This window comes from Nisaea sp. (assembly GCF_034670185.1).
In the GTDB taxonomy this organism is placed as follows: domain Bacteria; phylum Pseudomonadota; class Alphaproteobacteria; order Thalassobaculales; family Thalassobaculaceae; genus Nisaea.
In genome coordinates this window covers 466,655-482,915 of record NZ_JAXMNY010000001.1, presented here as the reverse complement: position 1 = coordinate 482,915, position 16,261 = coordinate 466,655, and the positions used below count along the sequence as shown (strand labels likewise).

The 16,261-nt window shown below is 60.6% G+C and carries 16 protein-coding genes; 10 read left to right on the top strand and 6 right to left on the bottom strand.

What is annotated here, in order from left to right:
• Positions 1-94: 94 nt before the first annotated feature.
• Genes VOI22_RS02230 through VOI22_RS02220 form a run of 3 tightly spaced genes read right to left on the bottom strand, consistent with a single transcriptional unit; the run spans position 95 to position 2,752 of the window.
• On the bottom strand, positions 95-1,420 hold the full coding sequence (locus VOI22_RS02230; RefSeq protein WP_323794965.1) for a TRAP transporter large permease: 1,326 nt from the start codon (positions 1,418-1,420) through the stop codon (positions 95-97).
• Entirely contained in the window at positions 1,420-1,926 is a 507-nt protein-coding gene (locus VOI22_RS02225; protein WP_323794964.1) for a TRAP transporter small permease subunit, read from the bottom strand. Before VOI22_RS02225 ends, VOI22_RS02230 begins: the two co-directional genes overlap by 1 nt.
• A 10-nt stretch (positions 1,927-1,936) precedes the next feature.
• Positions 1,937-2,752 (bottom strand): N-formylglutamate amidohydrolase, encoded by an 816-nt coding sequence (locus tag VOI22_RS02220; RefSeq protein ID WP_323796277.1) that lies wholly within the window; start codon positions 2,750-2,752, stop codon positions 1,937-1,939.
• A gap of 158 nt (positions 2,753-2,910) precedes the next feature.
• On the opposite strand from VOI22_RS02220, the gene VOI22_RS02215 reads away from it, so the two are divergent.
• A complete protein-coding gene (locus VOI22_RS02215; RefSeq protein WP_323794963.1) occupies positions 2,911-3,786 on the top strand; it encodes a MurR/RpiR family transcriptional regulator in 876 nt (291 codons plus the stop codon).
• Positions 3,787-3,797: 11 nt separating this feature from the next.
• Here the strand turns inward: VOI22_RS02215 and VOI22_RS02210 are convergent, their stop codons facing one another.
• A complete protein-coding gene (locus VOI22_RS02210; protein WP_323794962.1) occupies positions 3,798-4,835 on the bottom strand; it encodes a glycosyltransferase in 1,038 nt (345 codons plus the stop codon).
• Positions 4,836-4,925: 90 nt separating this feature from the next.
• On the opposite strand from VOI22_RS02210, the gene VOI22_RS02205 reads away from it, so the two are divergent.
• Positions 4,926-5,945, top strand: coding sequence for a glycosyltransferase family 9 protein (locus VOI22_RS02205; protein ID WP_323794961.1), 1,020 nt, complete (start codon positions 4,926-4,928; stop codon positions 5,943-5,945).
• Positions 5,946-5,998: 53 nt separating this feature from the next.
• Here the strand turns inward: VOI22_RS02205 and VOI22_RS02200 are convergent, their stop codons facing one another.
• On the bottom strand, positions 5,999-6,355 hold the full coding sequence (locus VOI22_RS02200) for a PilZ domain-containing protein (RefSeq protein ID WP_323794960.1): 357 nt from the start codon (positions 6,353-6,355) through the stop codon (positions 5,999-6,001).
• 187 nt (positions 6,356-6,542) lie between these two features.
• On the opposite strand from VOI22_RS02200, the gene VOI22_RS02195 reads away from it, so the two are divergent.
• The 7 genes from VOI22_RS02195 to VOI22_RS02165 all read left to right on the top strand — a co-directional run bounded on the left by VOI22_RS02195 (position 6,543) and on the right by VOI22_RS02165 (position 14,470).
• A complete protein-coding gene (locus tag VOI22_RS02195) occupies positions 6,543-7,340 on the top strand; it encodes an ABC transporter ATP-binding protein (RefSeq protein WP_323794959.1) in 798 nt (265 codons plus the stop codon).
• Between the two features lie 132 nt (positions 7,341-7,472).
• Entirely contained in the window at positions 7,473-8,393 is a 921-nt protein-coding gene (locus tag VOI22_RS02190) for a sulfite exporter TauE/SafE family protein (protein WP_323794958.1), read from the top strand.
• A gap of 4 nt (positions 8,394-8,397) precedes the next feature.
• Positions 8,398-9,162: a TIGR02186 family protein gene (locus VOI22_RS02185; RefSeq protein ID WP_323794957.1), complete on the top strand. Its 765-nt coding sequence runs from the start codon at positions 8,398-8,400 to the stop codon at positions 9,160-9,162.
• Positions 9,163-9,191: 29 nt separating this feature from the next.
• A complete protein-coding gene (locus tag VOI22_RS02180; protein WP_323794956.1) occupies positions 9,192-9,677 on the top strand; it encodes a universal stress protein in 486 nt (161 codons plus the stop codon).
• A gap of 150 nt (positions 9,678-9,827) precedes the next feature.
• Positions 9,828-12,707, top strand: coding sequence for a molybdopterin oxidoreductase family protein (locus VOI22_RS02175; protein WP_323794955.1), 2,880 nt, complete (start codon positions 9,828-9,830; stop codon positions 12,705-12,707).
• Complete coding sequence (locus tag VOI22_RS02170) at positions 12,704-13,510, top strand: 4Fe-4S dicluster domain-containing protein (protein WP_323794954.1); 807 nt, start codon at positions 12,704-12,706, stop codon at positions 13,508-13,510. Before VOI22_RS02175 ends, VOI22_RS02170 begins: the two co-directional genes overlap by 4 nt.
• Before the next feature lie 9 nt (positions 13,511-13,519).
• Positions 13,520-14,470 carry a dimethyl sulfoxide reductase anchor subunit family protein gene (locus tag VOI22_RS02165; protein WP_323794953.1) on the top strand — a complete coding sequence of 317 codons (951 nt, stop codon included), beginning with the start codon at positions 13,520-13,522 and terminating at the stop codon, positions 14,468-14,470.
• On the opposite strand, the gene VOI22_RS02160 is transcribed toward VOI22_RS02165, so the two are convergent.
• The gene (locus VOI22_RS02160; protein ID WP_323794952.1) at positions 14,449-15,798 is read right to left on the bottom strand and encodes an MFS transporter; all 1,350 of its coding nucleotides are present in this window, start codon (positions 15,796-15,798) and stop codon (positions 14,449-14,451) included. The genes VOI22_RS02165 and VOI22_RS02160 overlap by 22 nt on opposite strands.
• 220 nt (positions 15,799-16,018) lie before the next feature.
• On the opposite strand from VOI22_RS02160, the gene VOI22_RS02155 reads away from it, so the two are divergent.
• Entirely contained in the window at positions 16,019-16,231 is a 213-nt protein-coding gene (locus tag VOI22_RS02155; protein ID WP_323794951.1) for a DUF2842 domain-containing protein, read from the top strand.
• The last annotated feature ends 30 nt before the right edge of the window (positions 16,232-16,261 follow it).

Here is a 16,261-nt window from a genome sequence, read left to right as displayed (position 1 = left end):
ATGCGACCGCTGAAACCAACCGTCGCATCTCCCTGTTGTGGCGCGTCGCGCCTTCCTTCCCCGCTATATTTTATTTTGCATCGCCATCCGGCTGCTAACGACCATAGAAGGTCTTCGGCAACCAAAGCGCGATCTCAGGGAAGATCATGACCAGAATGAGCGCCAATGTCATGACCAGCACAAAGGGGCCGATGGACCGGTAGATGTCCGACAGCGTGACCTCCGGCGGCGCCATGGCGCGCATCAGGAAGAGATTGTAGCCGAAAGGCGGCGTCATATAGGCGATCTGGCAGGTGATCGTGTAGAGCACGCCGTACCAGACCAGATCGAAACCCAGCAGCTTCACCAGCGGCACATAGAGCGGCGCGACGATGACCAGCATCGCGGTGTCGTCGAGAAACATGCCCATCAGGATGAAGGAAAGCTGCATCAGGATCAGGACTTCCCACGGGCTGAGTCCGAGCTTGCCGATAAAGAAGCCTTCGATGGCTTTCACAGCGCCCAGACCGTCGAACACCGAGCCGAAGCAGAGCGCGGCCAGGATAATCCACATGAACATGCAGCTGATACCAAGCGTCTTGCGCAGGGTTTCTTCCATGACATGCGCGGTCAGACGGCGCTTCACCAAGGCCGCAAGGGTGGCAGCAGTGGCACCGACAGCCGCGCTCTCGACCAGGGATGTCACACCCATCAGGAACAGGCCGGTCATGGAGAAGAAGATAAACAGCGGCAGGATGCCTGCCTGCAGCAGCCGGAATTTCTCCGCCCAGCTGATCTCCTCGCGCTCCTCCTTGCTGAGGGACGGGCCGAGATCCGGCTGGATCCAGCAGCGGATGACGATATAGGCGATGAACATGCCGGCCATCATCAGGCCCGGGAGAGCGCCGGCGAGCCAGAGCTGACTGACCGGCTGACGGGCGATCATGCCGTAGAGCACGAGCACGACACTTGGCGGCACCAGAATGCCGAGCGAACTGCCGGCCTGAATCACCCCCGTCACCATGATCTTGTCGTAACCTCGCCGAAGCAATTCGGGCAGTGCAATGCTGGCCCCGATCGCCATGCCAGCGACGCTGAGACCATTCATGGCGGAGACCGCGACCATCAGCAGAATGGTGCCGATAGCGAGACCGCCGTTGAGCGGCCCCATCCAGACATGGAACATGCGGTAGAGATCGTCGGCAATCCGCGATTCCGACAGCATGTAGCCCATATAGACGAACAGCGGCAGGGTCAGCAGCGGATACCATTTCATTAGTTTCATGGCCGCGCTGAAGGCCATTTCCGAGCCCCCGTCGCCCCACATCAGGAGAGCGGCGGCGGAAGCGACGAAACCGATGGCCCCGAAGACCCGCTGCCCCGTCAGGAGCAGCAGCATCATCGAAGAGAACATCAGGAGGGCGATCAGCTCATAGCTCATCAGAGCTCCTCCCCGCGTGCAGCGGCAATGTCCTTGAAGAGTGTCGCCAGCGCCTGCAACAGCATCATGAAGACGCCAAAGGTCATGACGACTTTGACCGGCGCCATATAAGGCGCCCAGGCGGAATAGCTCTGCTCGCCATACTGGATTGCGTAGGATGTCGAGGAGTAGCCGCCATAGAGCAGCAGGCAGAGATAGAAAATCAGGAACAGCACGGTAATCGAGTCGACCAGGGACCGGGTGCGTGGCTTCCAACTCGTATAGAGCAGATCCATGCGCACATGATCGCCGAGCTGCATGGAATAGCTCCCGCCCAGCAGGTAGTAGGCCACCATCAGGAACTGGGCCGTCTCAAGAGTCCAATGCGCCGGCAGAAACACGGTCTTCGAGAAGGACGAATAGAGCAACACGCCCAGCATCGCGAAGATCAGATACATCGCGCACCGGCCGATAGCCCGGTTCACCTTCTCGACATATCTGACATAGAGCCGTATCGCTTTCAGCATCCTCGACCTCTTACGCCTTGTGAAGGACTGAATTACCGGCGGAAGGCCGGTCGGATCCGGTGCAGCGGCTGATCGCGTCCCCGATTACGTCCGAAAAAACCTGTGCCATCGCCGTCTGCTCGGACGGCTGGCGGATCACATCATTGCGGATTTCGATCATCACATTGAGCAGGCCGCGCGGCAGTGCATGCCGCCGCAATGTGTGTGTTACCCCGTCCACCGGACCGTAAGGCTCGTTCCGTCGCACATCCAGACCATTGAAAACCTCCGCCCTGTCGAGCATGGCATCCGCAAGCCGGGAGTCCTCGTCATGCAGGATGCCTATTTCGAACGGGCGCCTGACACCGTGATAGGTCGGCGTAAAGGAATGAATGGTGACGATGGCAGGCTCGGTACCAGCCTCAAGTCGCCGCTCGATGACGGCGCTGACCGCAGCATGGAAAGGGTTATAGATCCGATCCACCCGCTCCGACCGTGCTGCATCCGAAAGGTCCTGATTGCTCGGGATCGGGAAGATCTCGCTGACCGCAGGCATGGCACTCTCGGCACTCGGCGGACGATTGCAGTCATAGACCAGCCGGGAAATAGAGGCCGCCACCAGCGGGCAATCCAGCGTCGTCGCGATAGTGCTCGCTACAGCCAGGGCACCCGGGTCCCAGGCCACATGACTTTCGCGGACATCCGCTTCGAGACCGAGATCGTTCAAATGAGGAGGAATGAAATTCGAGGCGTGTTCGCAAACAACGATGGCCGGCCCGAGGCCGTTCTCATTGGTGACCCGCACCGGGTCGCCCCAAACGGGCACCCCGGATTGCGGCTGAGCCATCGTCGCCACTCGTATTCTCCCCTGCCTCTTGCGGGCATCTTTTCAGTTTTGATCAGGCAGTCAAGATTAATTCTGAAAATTCTTCTTCTCTGAAATTCAGAATGTAGCATTATTTTCAGAGCAAAGAGCGGCGCCAAAGCGCTGACCGGGAGGATCGAGTGTCGGAAACCTCAGCAGGGACCGTCGCGGAACGCATCAGCCGCCTGTTTGAAACGCTTACGCATGCGGAGCGGAAACTGAGCAATGTGATTCTGGAAAACTATCCGGTCTCCGGACTTGGGACGATCACGGCACTGGCGGAGACCGCCGAAGTCTCCGCTCCCACTGTGGCCCGGATGGCCCGGAAGCTGGGATATGGCGGCTTTCCTGAACTGCAGACAGCACTCCGGACAGAACTGGAAGCAACGCTCTCCAACCCCATAACCAAGCACGATAACTGGGCAGCGAACGCGCCCGACACCCATATCCTGAACCGCTTTGCCGACGCGGTGACGGACAACCTGCGCCAGACGCTGCAGCAACTGGATCTCGAGGATTTCGATGCGGTGGTTGATCTGCTTTCCGATCCGTCCCGCAATATCTACGTCGTCGGCGGCCGCATCAGCCGCTCCATGGCCGATTATCTATTCACCCACATGCAGGTTATTCGCGACCGGGTGACGCTGATCCCGGCGAACTCAAACACCTGGCCACACTACGTTCTGAACATGACGGAAGGCGATGTACTGGTAGCGTTCGACATCCGGCGCTACGAGCATGACATCCACCGGCTCGCCGAGATGGCGACCGAACAGGGAGCCCAACTCGTGCTATTTACGGATCAGTGGGGTTCGCCCGCCGCGAAACATGCCAGCCACGGTTTCCGCGCCCGTATCGAAGCACCGTCGGCCTGGGACAGCTCGGTCGTCATCATGTTCATTCTGGAAGCGCTGATCGCGGCGGTGGAGACAGAACGCTGGGAAGAAACCCGGGACAGGATGAAAACTCTTGAGCAACTGTTCGACAGGACGAAGCTGTTCCGAAAATTTACCTGAAGTAGCCCGTGCTAACGCCGGAAAGACGAGAGCAGCTCCAGATACTGGCGCACTACCGTGTCCTCGCTGAATTTGGCTTCATATTCGGCACGCCCAGCGGCAACCAGTGACGCGGCCAGCGCCTTGTCGGCAATCACCGCTTTCAGCTGCGCCGCCAACCCTTCCGCATCCTCAAGGTCCGCCAGCAAACCGGTTTCGCCATCTCGGATCAGGTGCATCGGACCTTCACTCCGGGCGGCCACCACGGGGCGGTCACGCGCCCAGGCTTCGATAACGACATTGCCAAGCCCCTCGACCCGGCTGGAACAGACCAGAAGATCCGCAGTGGCCAGCAGATCCGCCGTATCGTCACGCCATCCAAGAAAGACAACGCGCGGCGCGACCCCGATCTCCATCGCAAGCGCCTTCAATGCCCCCTCTTCCGGTCCGGTTCCCGCGATCCAGAGATATGCATCCGGCACCTTGGCGAGAGCGCGAATGAGAACGTCAAAGGCCTTGTTCCGGTGCAACCGGCCCAGCGCCAGCAACAGCGGCGCATCCTTCGGCGTCCCGAATACGTTACGGTCCAGAACCTGCCCCGGCGCGGCATCGACAAAATTAGGCAGGTAGTGCGCCCGCTCCGATGACCAGCCCTGCCCCGTCACATGATCGATCAGCCCCGGCGCATTACAGATCAGGTGATCGAAGCCACGATAATATTTGATGTCGTAATAACCGCCGATCCGGCCGGCGCGGATATAATCGCCCGGCGGCGTTTTCGACGCCGCACGGTTCATCCAGGCCAGCACGACATCGGGCGCGAAAGCCCGGATGTCCTTTCGCAACTGCCAGGGCGTCAGAAAGTCGAGCGCGCCGCCAAAGCCCAGTTCGGTGAAATCGACACCCGCCGAACGCAAAATGCCGGCACGCCGCTCATCCCGGCGGATCGCCACGCGCTGCGTCACAACCGCCCCGCGCTCAGGCTTCGCCATGGCAGAGACCAGCCGTTCGAAAAACACTTCGGCGCCGCCGTGGCGCGCCCCTGCCATGGTCTGATAAAGACGGATCATTCAAATATCGGAAAAGCTTGTGACAACGAGGCGCATTGTGGTGTAGCCGGGACCTGACCGCAAGCGCAGCCACTTCGGGAGCCGTGAGACGTGGAAGCTGAAAACGCCGGAGTGAACCCACGCCATATCGGCGGCACGCTCGTCATCCAGCCGCTGCCAGGCATCGGCGATGCAATCTGGCTTTTGCCGCACCTGAAAAGCATTGCCGCGCAAACCAAGGAAAAAACGGTCACTCTGCTGACCAAGAAACGCTCTCTGGCGGATTCTCTGTTCCAGCAGATGGACTGTGTACGGGATGTATTGTGGCTCGATGACGAGCGGGACCGCGGGATTTTCGGTGGCTTCCGTCTCGGTGCCGCGCTCAAACCCTACGGATTCGAGACCGTTTGGATCCTGCACGCTTCAGCCCGCTACGGGCTTGCGACCTGGCGTGCCGGGATCGGCGAGCGGATCGGGTACGGCATCGGCTGGCAGGATGCGTTTCTGACATCACAACACAGCCTTTCACGCCAGGCCCGAAAATTTACGGCCATCGAAAAAGCGAACCAGCTCCTGCTGAACCATTCCGTGCCGAAGCTGGAATCGATGCCCAACCTCCCTGTCCCGGAGGCCATGCGTGAGGAGAACATGCGTCGGTTTGCCGACCTGCCCCGCCCGTGGATCAGTTTCGTCATCGGCGCCAGCGAGCCCTTCAAACAATGGGGTGCCGAAAACTTCGGAGCCCTCGCCGACCGCCTGCACCGGGAAACCGGCGGCAGCATTTTCCTGATCGGCGGGTCGGGCGAATCTGATCTTGCGGACCGCCTGCACACCCGCTTCGGGCGGCCGAACTGGATGGTTCCCATGGTGACCCAGCCGATTCTGGAAACCGCTGCCGTCATTGCAGTAACGGACATCGCGGTTGGTAACGACACCGGGGCCCTCAATCTGGCCGCCGCGACAGGAATCCGGTCTGTCGGCCTGTTCGGCGGCTCCCCGCCGATGATGGAAGATACCAGGATCGATGCCATCATGCCGTTCGGTGAATTGAGCTACGGCACCGATCGTATGGCGGATATCAGCCCGGACAGGGTTGCCGACAGGATCGTCTCAACTCTCGCAGCAGACTAGGCATCCGCTGCGGCGAGGCTTCGATTGGCAGGCTGAACCGGGATCGCAAGCGCTCACTCCGGGCGCGATTCCTCGCTCAGTTGCTCGTGCATCATCCGGAGCCAGACAGACACCACCGCCCCAGCCTCCGATGACTTGAAGCTGATTCGCGAACCGTCGGTATCGTTGCCGATCAGCTGGCCGGTCAGATTGAGTCCGGACTCGGGATGCTTGATCGTCAAATCGGCGCCGGGTTCCGCATCCACCGGCGGTTCCAGCCGGAGACCGCCGACCGAAACATTATCAATGATGCAATTGTGCGCCTTGCCGGCCACCGTCACCTCAATTGGCGAGGTAACAGGATAGCGTTCGAACTGGCGTCTTTCATCTTTCGAGGAAAGGCCTATGGCCTTCAGGATCGCGTTCAACATGGTTCAGGACTCCTCCGGCACGAACGCCGAACGTTCAACCAATGATACGCACTCCATTTCATATTTGAAACGTAGTCTGTGCGAAAACGTACACCGGAGGCATTATTTTTCCACAACCGGTTAACGGTCGATTTCGAATAAAGCATTCTCTGGCAGAGTACCAATCCAAAAGGACGGGTCGATCATCGTGACGAAACTTATTCTGGAGAACGTCCGGCACCAGTTTGGTGCAATGTCGTCGGCAACTGCGGTGCATGCCGTTGGGCCAGCCGGTTTCTCTCTGTCGGATGGCGAGTTCCTCACGATTGTTGGGCCATCGGGATGCGGGAAGTCGACGCTGCTGCGACTGGTGGCCGGCCTCATAACGCTGCGTGACGGTCAAATTGCGTTCGATGGCGAGGCGGTGACCGGCCCGAGCCCGCGGCGGGGCATGGTGTTCCAGCAACCCGCTCTTTTCCCTTGGCTCACGGTGGAACGGAATATCGCGTTCGGAACCCGTTTCCGGTCACTCTCCCGGCCCCAGGCATCGGATGTGACCGCGGAACTGATAAACGCGGTGGGGCTGGAAGGATTCGAAACCTTCTATCCACCCGCCCTCTCCGGTGGCATGCAGCAACGGGCGGCATTGGCACGTACTCTTGCGGGCGGACCGGATCTGTTGTTGCTGGACGAGCCTTTCGGCGCACTTGATCAGCAGACCCGGGCAAAAATGCAGGTCTGGCTGGCCGGGCTTCTGATGGAACGTGGCATCTCCGCTCTGCTGGTAACGCACGATATCGAGGAAGCTGTGTTCCTCTCCGACAGAGTGCTTGTGATGAGCGGCCGGCCGGGGCGCATTCTCCAGGAGGTCCATATCGACCTGCCCCGGCCGCGCGCTGCCCTCATCAGAACCGATACCCGTTTCGTCGCCCTGAAGGCCGAAATCGGTGCCACCCTGGAAAGTGACAGTGGCGACGAAACAACAGCCGAAACATCTTCCGGCTAAATCATTAGAACCACTACAAACTAGTCGTGGCCTCACCGCATACTTTTCTGTTATTAAAGATGGAATCGTTCGGGTGATTGTGTCTGCTGTCATCCGGTATCTGGTTTATCCCTGACCGTCCCCGCGGGGCCTATGTACATCTACCTGCCCATCGCAGAGATGTCGGTAAACGTCCTCACCATTCTGGCTATGGGCGGCGCCGTCGGCTTCCTCTCCGGCCTTTTTGGTGTCGGCGGCGGGTTCCTCATGACTCCCATCCTGATTTTCATCGGGGTTCCAGCACCCGTTGCGGTCAGCACCGGCGCCAATCAGATTGTCGCCAGCTCGATCTCAGGCGTTATCGCCCACTGGCGACGCGGCAATCTGGATTTCACCATGGGCTTCGTCCTGCTGGCCGGCGGCATCGTCGGCTCGACCCTGGGCGTCCTGCTGTTCAAATTCCTGGAAAGCCTCGGCCAGATCGATCTGGTGATCAAACTCTGCTACGTGGTCTTTCTCGGCGTGATCGGCGGCCTGATGCTGCTGGAAAGCGTCCGCACCATCCTGCAGGTCCGACAGAGTGGCGGACGTCGCCGGAAACTGCATCAGCACACGTGGATGCACGGCCTGCCGTTCAAGATCCGGTTCCGGAAATCCAAGCTCTATATCAGCGCCCTGCTGCCGCTCGGGATCGGCTGTTTAGTCGGCATCCTGTCAGCCATCATGGGCGTCGGCGGTGGTTTCATCATGGTGCCCGCGATGATCTATATGCTTGGCATGCGGACATCCATGGTGGTCGGCACCTCGCTGCTTCAGATCATTTTCGTGACTGCCAACGTGACCTTCCTGCAAGCCATATCGACACAGACCGTCGATGTCGTTCTTGCCATCCTGCTGTTGGTAGGGGCTGTCGTCGGGGCCCAGTTCGGCAGCCAGTTTGCCGTCAAGCTCAAAGGTGAACAGCTACGGGGCCTGCTTGCCCTGATGGTGGTTTCCGTCTGCCTGAAGCTCGCATTCGATCTGGTGGTCACGCCGGACGACCTCTATTCCATCGTGCTGACCCACAATGGCTAGGCGGATGAAAAATCTCACAAAATTAGGCATCCTGCTGCTTGCCGCCCTCACATTGAGCTACGGAGCCACTGGCACGGCTAATGCGCAGGACCTGATCGCCGATCTTTCCAGCCACCGGGTCGATATCACGACAGGTTTTACCGGCGCGGATCTCCTTCTGTTCGGCTCTGTCGACGATGATGGCGATATTGTCGTCACGGTCTCGGGTCCGCGCGAGGCGATAACCGTCCGGCGCAAGGAACGGGTTGCCGGTATCTGGATGAATACCCGCAGCATGCAGTTCAAAAGCGCGCCGAACTTCTATGCTGTCGCAGCCACCAGACCGCTGGAAGAAATCGCACCCCCGGAAGTCCTGGAACGCCAGCAGATCGGTGCGAACCACCTGCGGCTGCGCGCGACCTCAAGCGGCGACAAGCTACAGCCCAACGACGAGAAGACTTTCCGCACGGCCCTGGTGCGGCGGAAACAGGCACAGGGCCTCTATGCGACCGAGCCCGGCCAGGTCACGATAATCGCAGGCAAACTGTTTCGAACCCAGGTCCATTTCCCGGCCAATCTGGCAACCGGGACCTACACTGCCGTCGTCTACCTGATCCGCGGGGGCCGTGTCGTTCACGCCCAGACAACGCCGTTACTGGTGGAGAAAGTCGGTGTCGGCGCAGAGGTTTACACTTTCGCGCACGAACGTTCAGCAATCTACGGGCTGGTCGCAATTCTGATCGCCGTCGCCGCAGGCTGGCTTGCCGCCGCAGTTTTCCGTAAAGTCTGAACCCAGTACCGGCAGAACGGACAGCACGCATGAGTCAATTGACGGACGGATCGAAGCCACGGGTTTTTCTCGTCGTTGTCGATGACAGCGAAGAGATGCAGATCGCCCTGCGTTTTGCCTGCCGACGGGCCCGCCACAGCGGTGGCCATGTAGCTCTGTTCCGCTCCATTGAGCCACAGGAGTTCCAGCATTGGATGGGTGTCGGCGAACTGATGCGCGAGGAGGCCCGCGAGGATGCCGAGGCATTGCTCGGCCAGCTCTCCGAAAAAGTTGTCGAAATCTCCGGACAAATCCCGATCATCTATGTCCGCGAAGGCTCCACCCGGGACGAGTTGCTCAACCTGATCGACGAGGAGCCGAGCATTTCCGTTCTTGTGCTCGGCGCGAACACCCAGGGTGAAAGCCCGGGACCTCTTGTCACCTATATGACTGGCAAGGGCGCCGCACGGATGCGTGTTCCAATCACCATTGTTCCGGGCAATCTTTCCGACGAGCAGATCGACGCCGTGACCTGACCCGTTACGCAGCTAAAGTTAATTCGACCACCATTTCCGGATGGAAGAAAAAGTCTTGTTTCGATCCTGACTTTTTCGGACCGGTCCTGCTATTGTCTCGGAAAATAATAAGCCGATGCGCCGTTCAGGCCTTCCCGCCCCGGAGAGATAATGAGCATCAACCCGTTCGAAACGGTGGTTGAATTAGTCGACACGTCACCAACCGTGTCCGACGAAACCAAGTTCACAACCTGCTACATGTGTGCCTGCCGCTGCGGCATCAAAGTACACCTGCGCGACGGCACGATCCGTTACATTGAGGGCAATAAAAATCACCCGGTGAACAAGGGCGTCCTCTGCGCCAAGGGGTCCGCCGGGATCATGCAGCATTACTCACCGGCGCGGCTGACCAAGCCGATGAAACGGGTCGGCGAACGCGGCAGCGGAGAGTTCAAGGAGATCGAGTGGGACGAAGCCCTTGCAACTGCCGCCGAATGGCTCGGCGACATCCGCAAGAGCGACCCGCGCAAGCTCGCCTTCTTCACAGGGCGCGACCAGTCCCAGTCGCTGACCGGCTGGTGGGCCAGCCAGTTCGGCACCCCGAACCACGCGGCCCATGGCGGCTTCTGTTCCGTCAACATGGCGGCAGCAGGGCTATATTCCATCGGCGGCTCCTTCTGGGAGTTTGGCGAGCCGGACTGGGAGCACACGAAGTTCTTCATGATGTTCGGCGTCGCCGAGGATCATGATTCGAACCCGATCAAGATGGGCCTCGGGCACATCAAGACCCGCGGCGCCAAGTTCGTTTCCGTCAATCCGGTGAAGACCGGCTATTCCGCCATCGCGGATGAATGGGTTGGCATCCGTCCCGGCACGGACGGACTGTTCATTCTGGCGCTGGTGCATGAGCTGCTGCGCGCCGGCAAAGTCGATCTGCAATATCTGGTGCGCTATACGAACGCGCCCTGGCTGGTAATCCAGGACCCCGGCGCGGCCGATCATGGCCTGTTCGCCCGCGATGCCGAGGGCCGCCCGCTCGCCTTCGACAAGAGCAGCGGCACGGTGGTCTCTGCGCTGGAAGCAGACATTACGCCTGATCTCGCCGGAGAGCATGTCCTGCCGGACGGCCGCAAGGCTGTACCGTCCTTCAAGCTGCTGGCAGAGCGTTATCTCGATCCGTCCTATGCGCCGGATGCCGTTGCCGCACAGACCGGCCTTGATGCCGCGACGATCAAGCGCTTGGCTGCCGAGATCGCCCATGCCGCGTTCGAGCAGGAAATCACCCTCGACGTGCCCTGGACAGACTGGGCCGGACGACGCCATGAGAAGATGATCGGCCGTCCCGTCGCCATGCATGCGATGCGCGGCATCTCCGCCCATTCCAACGGCTTCCATACCTGCCGCGCCCTGCATGTCCTGCAGATGCTGCTCGGCAGCATCGATTGCCCGGGTGGCTTCCGCTACAAGCCGCCCTTCCCGCGCCCTGCGCCACCGCCGCTGAAACCTGTCGGCCGCACGGAACAGATCAAGCCCGGCACCCCGATGGCTGGTCCCCCGCTCGGCTTCCCGATGGGCCCTGATGACTTGCTCGTGGACGATGCCGGCAACCCGGCACGGATCGACAAGGCCTTCTCCTGGGATGCGCCGATGGCCGTGCACGGCATGATGCACATGGTCATCCACAATGCCTGGGCACAGGACCCGTATCCTATCGACACCCTGTTCATGTACATGGCGAACATGAGCTGGAATTCGACGATGAATTCCAAGGGCACGATGGAGAAGCTGACGGACAAGGACCCGGAAACCGGCGAATACCGGATTCCGAAGATCATCTATTCCGACGCCTATGCCTCCGAGATGGTGGCCTATGCGGATCTTGTCCTGCCGGACACGACCTATCTGGAGCGCTGGGACTGCATCTCCCTGCTGGACCGGCCGATCTGCGACGCTGACGGGGCGGCGGACTCTATCCGCCAGCCCGTCGTGGCACCAGACCGGGACGTGCGGCCGTTCCAGGAAGTGTTGATCGATCTCGGCGTCCGCCTCGGCCTGCCGGGCCTGACGCACGAGGACGGCTCGGCGAAATATCCGGGCGGCTATCCCGATTATATCGCCAACCACGAACGCGCCCCGGGCATCGGCCCGCTGGCGGGCTGGCGCGGCGCGGACGGCACCGAAGGCGGCAAGGGCGCGCCGAACCCGGACCAGCTCAAGCGTTACGTGGAGAACGAATGCTTCTGGCGGCACGAGTTCAAGCCGGAAGAGCGATACTACAAGCACGCCAACAAGACCTATCTGGAAACGGCGACGAAGCTGGGGTTCATCGGTGCGCCGAACCAGATCATCATGCAGCTCTATGTCGAGCCGCTGCAGCAGTTCCGGCTGGCGGCCGAAGGACATGGCGCGAACCAGCCACCTGAGAAGGACCGCGACCGGATCAAACGCTATTTCGACCCGCTGCCGATCTGGTATCAGCCCTTCGAGGAAAGCCAGGTCGATACCGACAGCTTCCCGATGCACGCGATCACCCAGCGCCCGGCTGCGATGTATCATTCCTGGGGCAGCCAGAATGCCTGGTTGCGGCAGCTACACGGCAAGAACCCGCTCTTCATGAACCGGAAGCAAGGCGAAAAGCTCGGCATCGCGGACGGGGACTGGGTCTATGTCACCTCCCATCACGGCCAGATCAAGGTGCCGGTCAAACTGATGGAAGGCGTCAACCCGGACACCGCCTGGACCTGGAACGCCATCGGCAAGCGCCGCGGCGCCTGGAACCTCGGCAAGGATGCGCCGGAAGCGACCAAGGGCTTCCTGCTGAACCACGTGATCTCCGAGCTGCTGCCCGCACGCAAGGACGGCTACCGCTATGCCAACGCGGACCCGGTCACAGGCCAGGCTGCCTGGTACGATCTTCGGGTCAGGATCGAGAAAGCGGCGGATGACCGGCCGGAGACAGTTTCGGAACCGCAATTCCCGATCCTGAAGACAGCACCGACGGCGGAACGGCCGAAAGGGCCGCTCCAGTACAAAGGGAGGCGCGGCCAATGACCTGCCTGCCAACCGCTACTCCCGCCTCGGCCGGAGGCAAGAAACTCGGCCTCGTCATCGATCTCGACATCTGCGTCGGCTGCCATGCCTGCGCCGTGAACTGCAAGGAATGGAACACCAGCGGACATTCGGCGCCGCTGACGGACTGGAACGCCTATAGCGGCGATGCCGAGGAAGACGGCGACGAAGGTGCCTGGGGTGTCTGGTTCAACCGCATCCACACCTATGAAGCCGGTGAAGGCGAAGACGCCCGCACGGTGCATTTCCCGCGCTCCTGCCTGCATTGCGAGACACCGGACTGCGTTACCGTCTGTCCGACCGGCGCCTCCTACAAGCGGGCCGAGGACGGCATCGTTCTGGTAAACGCGGATCTCTGCATCGGCTGCAAGCTCTGCTCCTGGGCCTGCCCCTATGGTGCGCGAGAGTACGACAAGACCGAAGGCGTGATGAAGAAATGCACCCTCTGCGTCGACAAGATCTACAATGAAAACTTGGAAGAGCAGGACCGGGTTCCGGCCTGTGTCTCCACCTGTCCCGCCAGCGCACGGCATTTCGGCGACCTCGGCGATCCGGACTCCGATGTCTCGAAACTGGTCGCCGAGCGTGAGGGTTACGAGCTGATGCCGGAGATGGGCTACAAGCCGGTGAACCGCTACCTGCCGCCGCGCCCGCGCCGGGACAAGGCCGAGGATTTCGGTATGCCGGAACGTCTTGCCGACCTCGCCCAACGGGTTCCCGCAGGTGAGACGACTTCCGGCGCCAGCGGCCTGCTCGGCTGGCTCGACACCATGCTTTCCCGCTGAGGCCCGCAGATGCATCCCGCCCTTTCTGTCATCTTCTTCACCACCGCCTCCGGCGCCGGATACGGCCTGCTGGTCTGGCTCGCGCTCTATGCTGCTCTGACCGGGGATGCAGATCCGCTGATCGGCTGGATCGGTCTTCCGCTTGCCCTCGGCCTCGTCACCGCCGGACTGCTAAGCTCCACTTTCCATCTCGGGCATCCGGAACGGGCCTGGCGCGCGATGAGCCAATGGCGCAGCTCCTGGCTGTCCCGCGAGGGCCTGGCCGCGGTGCTGACCTATATCCCGGCGCTTCTGTTTGCCGCCGGCTGGGTGCTGATCGGCCGCAACGATGGCGTTTGGAGCATCGCCGGACTGGTCGCCGCTGTGCTGGCCATGGTCACGGTCTATTGCACGGCGATGATCTATCAGAGCCTGAAGACCATCCCGCGCTGGCACAACGGCTTCACCGTGCCGGGCTATCTCGCCATGGCGATGGCGACCGGAGGGCTCTGGATATTGCCAATTCTGGCGCTCTCCGGCGGAGAGTTGCAGCCGGTGGCACTTCCAACGGCTGGCTTCCTGCTGCTCTCGGCGGCGATCAAATGGCGCTATTGGACCGCGACCGACAACGCGGCACCGACAGCAACATCCGGCACCGCCACCGGGCTATCCAACCTCGGAGCCGTGCGGCTGCTGGAGGGACCGACAACGTCGGAAACCTACGTGATGCGCGAGATGGGCTACAAGATCGGCCGGAAACATGCGCTGAAGCTCCGGCAACTCGCCGGCCTCTTCGGTCTTCTGATCCCTGTTGCCGTCCTCACAGCGGTACTTGTCATGCCCGGCTCCGGCATCATGGCAAGCGGCCTCGTCCTGCTTGCAGCGATCTCAGGCAGCATCGGCGTGGTGCTTGAACGCTGGCTCTATTTCGCCGAGGCAAAACACGTCTCGACGCTCTATTACGGCGAAGAGTTCGCCTGAACCCATTCCTCGGTCTCGCCTTCCACCGCGGATTCGATGACCTCGTCGTAGGAGAAATCCTTCGGCAGGTTCTCGTCCATGACGTTCGGCTCGACCTCCTCGATAAACTCGCCGCGCGGATCGAGTTCGGCCGCGACAGCCGATGTCGTGGCATAGGCGACATAAGGTCCCTGCTCTTCCATGGTCGGCGCCGCGCTGCGGAGCATCCGGTAGACAGCGAAGATTGCAACGGAAAAACCGACAAAGGCGGTAAACTGGAACAGGCCGCCAGGCCCAACACGATCCATGGCAAAGGCACCAACAATCGGGCCTATGGACGACCCCAGGCTCGCCGCGATCAGGATACCGGCCGCGGCCGGCACCAGGTCGGAGGCTTCGACATGGTCGTTCACGTGGGAAATAGCCAGGGGATACAGCGCGAAATTCAGCCCGCCGAAGACCACCATCAGACCCAGAAACATGAATGTCCCGCCATTGAAAAGCAGGGCAATGGCAAGCGACACCCCGCCCACGGCGAAGAGCACAACCGCCATAACGGTACGACGATCGAAATAGTCCGATAGCTTGCCGATCGGATATTGCAGCAACAGCCCGCCGAACATGGTGACTGTCATCATGGTGGCAATCTGGGCAACCGAGAAGCCGATCTGGTTACCGAAGATCGGACCAAGCCCCATGACGACCGCCCCCAGGACGCCACTGGCGAAACTGCAGATCATGCCGAGCGGCGAGACCTTGTACAGCTCGACCATGCTGAGACGAGATGGCGCCAGCTCGCCCGCCGTCGCCCGGCTGGCCAGCGACAACGGCACCAGGGCGAGCGAGAACAGGATCGATGCCACGCTATACAGAATGAAGCTGGTCGGCGGCGAAATATTCAGGATCTGCTGACCGGCCGCCATGCCGAAATAGATCACCACAACATAGATGGAGAGCATTCCGCCGCGCTGTTTGTTCGAGACCGCACCGTTCAGCCAGCTTTCCGCCACCATCAACGCTCCGGCGATGCAAATGCCTGTTCCAAAACGCAGCAGAGACCAGAAATAGGGATCGACAAATATTGCGTGGGCAACGGCGCAGGCCGAGATAATCGAGGCAAAGGCTGCAAATGAGCGAACATGGCCAACGCTCTCGATGACCCGCCCACAGAACACAGCCCCGACAAGCTGGCCAATGAAGTACGCAGCAGTCACCAGACCGGCGACTGTCGTATCGAAACCCTCCTGACTCATACGCAGGGCAATCAGACTGTGAAACAGCCCGTTCGCGGTCCAGAGGAGCGCGACGGAAATCATCAAGGCAACAATAGGGTGACCAAGCATTCTCATTTAAAAGGGTCCGTATCGGGTCGGTTGCGCGCTTGCGCTCAAAGGCAGGCCTTAGAGCGAGGGAGACATCAAAGTCTCGCTTCCCAGCGACGGAAGAGACGCAAACAGGATGATTAAGCCGACCGTCTCAATTTTTCATGAACGCGGGACCTTTCCGCAACGGTTGACACTATCCCCGTCCGGCGCATATCGAAGCCGACCAAACGGAACGGAGTCCCCCATGCGCTGGCGCACTGCCCTCGGCGGCATCATCATGATCGTCGGCCTGATCGCTTATATCGCGGGAGTCGTAACAGTCGCGAACCATGTGCTGCCGCAACACTGGCTGGCCGAGCTGATATTTTATCCGATTGCCGGCTTCCTCTGGATATTCCCCGCCATTCAGCTGATCGGCTGGACCAAGAAAGACAAAGAGCCACCGCTGAATCTCTGAATGCCAAACAGGTTTCCACCAGAAAGCATT

Excerpts from the sequence above, each read along its gene's own strand:
- VOI22_RS02225 (WP_323794964.1), bottom strand. The coding sequence starts at position 1,926 with ATGCTGAAAGCGATACGGCTCTATGTCAGATATGTCGAGAAGGTGAAC.
- VOI22_RS02190 (WP_323794958.1), top strand. The coding sequence starts at position 7,473 with ATGTACATCTACCTGCCCATCGCAGAGATGTCGGTAAACGTCCTCACC.
- VOI22_RS02230 (WP_323794965.1), bottom strand. The coding sequence starts at position 1,420 with ATGAGCTATGAGCTGATCGCCCTCCTGATGTTCTCTTCGATGATGCTG.
- VOI22_RS02200 (WP_323794960.1), bottom strand. The coding sequence starts at position 6,355 with ATGTTGAACGCGATCCTGAAGGCCATAGGCCTTTCCTCGAAAGATGAA.
- VOI22_RS02175 (WP_323794955.1), top strand. The coding sequence starts at position 9,828 with ATGAGCATCAACCCGTTCGAAACGGTGGTTGAATTAGTCGACACGTCA.
- VOI22_RS02160 (WP_323794952.1), bottom strand. The coding sequence starts at position 15,798 with ATGAGAATGCTTGGTCACCCTATTGTTGCCTTGATGATTTCCGTCGCG.
- VOI22_RS02170 (WP_323794954.1), top strand. The coding sequence starts at position 12,704 with ATGACCTGCCTGCCAACCGCTACTCCCGCCTCGGCCGGAGGCAAGAAA.
- VOI22_RS02165 (WP_323794953.1), top strand. The coding sequence starts at position 13,520 with ATGCATCCCGCCCTTTCTGTCATCTTCTTCACCACCGCCTCCGGCGCC.
- VOI22_RS02210 (WP_323794962.1), bottom strand. The coding sequence starts at position 4,835 with ATGATCCGTCTTTATCAGACCATGGCAGGGGCGCGCCACGGCGGCGCC.
- VOI22_RS02220 (WP_323796277.1), bottom strand. The coding sequence starts at position 2,752 with ATGGCTCAGCCGCAATCCGGGGTGCCCGTTTGGGGCGACCCGGTGCGG.
- VOI22_RS02180 (WP_323794956.1), top strand. The coding sequence starts at position 9,192 with ATGAGTCAATTGACGGACGGATCGAAGCCACGGGTTTTTCTCGTCGTT.
- VOI22_RS02185 (WP_323794957.1), top strand. The coding sequence starts at position 8,398 with ATGAAAAATCTCACAAAATTAGGCATCCTGCTGCTTGCCGCCCTCACA.
- VOI22_RS02155 (WP_323794951.1), top strand. The coding sequence starts at position 16,019 with ATGCGCTGGCGCACTGCCCTCGGCGGCATCATCATGATCGTCGGCCTG.